The sequence below is a fragment of the Cytobacillus sp. EB106-05-05-XG126 genome (genome assembly GCF_058791715.1).
In genome coordinates this window covers 1-4,177 of the sequence record NZ_JBYTDU010000036.1, presented here as the reverse complement: position 1 = coordinate 4,177, position 4,177 = coordinate 1, and the positions used below count along the sequence as shown (strand labels likewise).

6 protein-coding genes are annotated in these 4,177 nt (G+C 36.0%); 1 reads left to right on the top strand and 5 read right to left on the bottom strand.

Annotated features, from left to right (window positions below; genetic code table 11):
• Positions 1–112: 112 nt before the first annotated feature.
• The 5 genes from AC3WTL_RS25590 to AC3WTL_RS25570 form a co-directional block, all read right to left on the bottom strand.
• Positions 113–406 carry a DUF3902 family protein gene (locus tag AC3WTL_RS25590; protein ID WP_492370274.1) on the bottom strand — a complete coding sequence of 98 codons (294 nt, stop codon included), beginning with the start codon at positions 404–406 and terminating at the stop codon, positions 113–115.
• A 329-nt stretch (positions 407–735) separates the two neighbouring features.
• Positions 736–1,197: a YrhA family protein gene (locus AC3WTL_RS25585; protein WP_492370273.1), complete on the bottom strand. Its 462-nt coding sequence runs from the start codon at positions 1,195–1,197 to the stop codon at positions 736–738.
• 17 nt (positions 1,198–1,214) lie between these two features.
• Positions 1,215–2,939, bottom strand: a complete 1,725-nt coding sequence (locus AC3WTL_RS25580; protein ID WP_492370272.1) for a T7SS effector LXG polymorphic toxin — start codon at positions 2,937–2,939, stop codon at positions 1,215–1,217.
• 183 nt (positions 2,940–3,122) lie between these two features.
• The gene (locus tag AC3WTL_RS25575) at positions 3,123–3,374 is read right to left on the bottom strand and encodes a hypothetical protein (RefSeq protein ID WP_492370271.1); all 252 of its coding nucleotides are present in this window, start codon (positions 3,372–3,374) and stop codon (positions 3,123–3,125) included.
• A 56-nt stretch (positions 3,375–3,430) separates the two neighbouring features.
• Entirely contained in the window at positions 3,431–3,622 is a 192-nt protein-coding gene (locus AC3WTL_RS25570) for a DUF7662 domain-containing protein (protein WP_492370275.1), read from the bottom strand.
• 244 nt (positions 3,623–3,866) lie between these two features.
• On the opposite strand from AC3WTL_RS25570, the gene AC3WTL_RS25565 reads away from it, so the two are divergent.
• On the top strand, positions 3,867–4,103 hold the full coding sequence (locus tag AC3WTL_RS25565) for a helix-turn-helix domain-containing protein (protein ID WP_284522383.1): 237 nt from the start codon (positions 3,867–3,869) through the stop codon (positions 4,101–4,103).
• Positions 4,104–4,177: the final 74 nt, after the last annotated feature.

The window sequence follows — 4,177 nt, the reverse complement described above, 5'->3', positions numbered from 1 at the left end:
TGGTATGCATATTTTTAGGATACCACACAACAAAAAGCAATTTAAATGAAAAAAGTTGACAAACTATTAGCTGGTTTAGTTAAATAACCACCCCGAATGAATGGTAGCTAATCTATTTTCCTGATTGCCAAGCAATAATAATAAATGTAGTCCATAGCATTGTTGCAGAAATTAAAATTATATTTATAGTAACCATTAAAGTATGTAACTTATCTTTGTTTAAAAACATACAAGCAATTGAAGATAACGAAAAAAAGTATGACAAAATTGCACCTACCCAGAATCCAATCCAAGTCAATGAACCACCAGGTCCCCAATAAGCCATCCCCTGAAACATCATACTAAAAGTAACACCAATAATAGCTAAAACCAAAGAAATTATTTCCCACTTATTAATATTATCCAATATGTATCACCCTTTGTTTATATAGTGTAATTTTACACTAATTATAACAAAGTTTTTTAACCAGCGCTATTGAGATTGAACACCTTCTCTCAAGTATCTATAGTGCATATCTTATTAGTATAGCTATTAAAACCAAACAGAGAAGTTAATCAGTTGTCTAAGCCCTTGGGATTAAATTCCTAGCATTTTATGTTTGCATAATATGCTAATACGTATATAAGTTTGTGTCTCTTATCCCACCTTTATTTAAAAAGAAAAAGCTGCCTGGTTTTTGGCAGCTAGTATGAAAAAGCGAGATTGAGTTTACCCTAATCCTCAGTTAAGGATCATTAGGTTAGAGCTGTTTGTAAGGCTTCACTTAACATTGAATCAAAACTATCAAAAGATTGAATTATGGATCCAGACGGTTTATCAAGTTCAAGGAACCTTGCTTTTTGAAGTTCTAAACAGTACCAGGCAGTATCAGAGTCCCCAAAAAACATGTATTGCTTTTGCCAATCATTTTCATACCAAATCTCATTAGTTTCAACAAACCCCTGAAGATTTTCACCTTCTTGGTCATCAAGTAGATGTTCGTCAACACCATAAATGACCAAACCATTAAAGTCTAATCCATTTACAGTTTTCAAAAAGTCTACATAAGACTTAGGTAATTCTATATTCCCTAATTTCTCCTGAATGTCTAGCCGCAACTTTCTTATCTCTACATCCGTAACTGGATTCCTTAGTGAACTGCCATATTTCTCTTCAATTTTCTTTATTTCAATCAATAATTCTTTCCACTGGGCCATATCTGCTCATCCCTTCTTTATTTAAAAGGTTCCGGTGGGTAAACCTCATCTTCAAACATTGGCCAATTAATCCTTTTACTTTGTGTAGGAGTTAATTCTCTTGTTAGAGAGTTTTGTTCATTGGTAACTGCTTTATGATATGGATCATTTTTTATCAATACCAAGTTAGTAAAATCATTGGTACCACCATCATCTAAAGGTAAATTATGATGGACTTGCCATCCCTTTGGATTAAGGCCATCTTTCATTCTGGCAATATCATTATCATCTAACCCTGCCCTTCGAAGAAATTGTACTCTTATCGGATCGTTAGCAAACGTTTTAAGAAAACTTTTCTTAACAGAATTATTAAAGGTTTTTCTTAATTGCGCAGTTTCTTCCGGATGTCTTTTTGTGTATATAATCTCTTCTACTTTTACGCCTTTTAAGTGGACTTTTTCTCCCTTTAAAGTACCAACAAAGTAATTATCTTTTTCAATTTTATTAGGCTTTGCTCTATACTCTTTATCTGCTAGCTTCTTGATCTGTGTCAAGGGGTTATGAAATACATTGTAAGGTACTGGACCGTGATCGACACCTCCCACCATTGCAGGAGCTGGTCCTTGTGTATGAAAAGAAAGTCCCTTCCCTCCCTTAGTAGCCTGGCCTACCGTCTTGGCTATTGTACCGGCTTTACCAATTCCTTTATCCCCGAGAATACCAATTCCAAGGGAAGTCAGGCCATAGGTAAAGAAGGCTGTCCGGCTTTTGGCATCCCCATTTACAACATCACGCTCCCAGGCACTGGTGATAGCAGACCATATGTATTTCGGCATATCCAGAACCTGACGTACTTTTCCTATTGGGTCATTTAAAATGCGTAAATAAAACTCCTGGTGCTTCCTTTGATTTTCTAGCAGCTGGTCACGGTTAAACAGCAATTCACTACCTAAAAACAGCGGACTGAACGGTCCCATGATCTTTCGTCCCAGCTCATAGGTAGACTTAAGGCCTTCCAAAGTATCTCTTACAGCTTTAGAAGCCCCCTCAATGGCTCCTTCAGCCATATCATGAAGGAGACTTTGCTCCCTTTGTGGACTAGGATTCGATATTTCATCATGGAAATCCTCCCAATTAAGAGCTCTTGGCTGATAATGGGCCAAAGATAAGTTGCCGCTTTGGAGCATGCCAGCCATTTTTTTTATGTAGTCTTCCATGTGGTCTAAATTTTTTAAGAGGGGGTCAAGCGCTGCAGTTTCCCGATGGTCAAAGGCTTCTAATTTTTCAACTGTTCCCCGGCTAGAGTCCTGGGCATGCATTGATGCTTGGATAAAGCGGTTATCCTTCAGCAGCGGCAGCGGGACAATATCGCTTACGGTTTTTATTACTTCATTTGCTTCTTTAGTTAGTTCAGAGGCGATCTGAAGAGTGTTTCTTAGGCCCAATTGTAGCTCATTCTCAAGGAATTCCTGGCGGATGAATCCTGCAGGAGAAGATTCAAAGTCGTGGATTGTGTTTTCTAGACTGTTTAAATAGGATTGGTAATCTTCAATCCAGGATTCAAAGAATAGTAGAAAAGGCAGGTGGCTTTCCTGGTAGAAGTTTAAAATCGACCTGCCGCCATCTCCTTTGAAAGAATCTTCATGAGAGATAAACTCCTTGATGGCCATTTGAACATGTTTAACTTGATTCTTAAGTATATTCAGTTGATTACTTGTCTGTTGGATACCTAAAAGTAAATCTTTCACATCTAATACTTTCAACTTTAATCATCTCCATACTTAAACTGTTCACCTGACAATCACATATTCCACATTTTTCTATTTTTATATTAATTTACTCATTGAACTAGTTGAATAGGGATTTTGATGTGAAAATTTCTTATGTATTGTTCTCTTTTGCAAGCAACGACAAATAACTTATTGAAAATGTATCTAGGCGCTTAATTACTTCTTACAAACTAGGCACTCTCGTATGCTCTCTTCATTTAAGATTTCCTTTAAATCACCGCTCCAGTAGTAACTTCCATTCTTTTCTTGATTATTAATAACCTTTTGTTCAAAAAATCTAATATTAATATGAGGACAACTTGCCATATGTAATGTCTTAATTTTAGTTGGTTTATCATCTATAAGGAAATAACCAATTTTATTATTTCTATATTCATTAAATTCATTTATACTGTTAATTTTAATCATTGTTCGCCCCTACTGTTATTTGTGATTACTATATTAACAACGCTGCTTTTATAAAACTAATCTTCTATGTGCTTAACAAACTCTACCTTTTTTTCTTTCAAGTTTGGTTTTGCAATAAAATGAGCATTTTTCCAAGCGAAGGACTGTGTATGAGAATCCGATTTATCCCACCACGCTTCATGTTTATAGGCTGATTTTGGGAGTGTGAACCCTAGAATGTCTTCTACCTCTAAAAAAGTCATTTTGATACTCTTAGTCTTTTGGAACTTTTAAAAATTTTGTAGCGGTTCGTATTTGCTATTTCTGTTACTCATTCTTATCACTCCTTAGGAAAGCTTTATAACTTTTAACTAGATATCATTATATTTCCTTTTGAATATATTGGAAAGGTTGTAAGTCGAACCTCCCCAATTTGATGTAGATCTGCTAAATGACTTGATAAGCCTTTATTGTTTTACTTTTCCTTTATAACCATATCTAGGGAGGTTTATTTTGTCACAACAGTCCAAAAAACAAATTACTGAAAAAGATAAGAATATCCTTAAAGCGTTATGTGAGTTATACAAAGAAAAGCAGTCAGGTGTAGGGCCATCCGAGATCGGACAAAAAGTCGGAAGAGATAAATACGATGCAGCTGCTTACTGTAATTTATCCTTGAAGAAGTTGATTGAGTTTAATTTAGTTGAGAAACTTCCGGAGGGTAAGTATAGACCGGCGGAAAAAGAATAATCGAGTAGGAGGGGGTGACTAACCCCCGACCTCTCACACCACCGTACGTACCGTTCGGTATACGGCGGTTCATT

What these genes read in the sequence shown, in the direction of transcription:
- AC3WTL_RS25585 (WP_492370273.1), bottom strand. Translation starts at nt 1,197, where the DNA reads ATGGCCCAGTGGAAAGAATTATTGATTGAAATAAAGAAAATTGAAGAG.
- AC3WTL_RS25575 (WP_492370271.1), bottom strand. Translation starts at nt 3,374, where the DNA reads ATGATTAAAATTAACAGTATAAATGAATTTAATGAATATAGAAATAAT.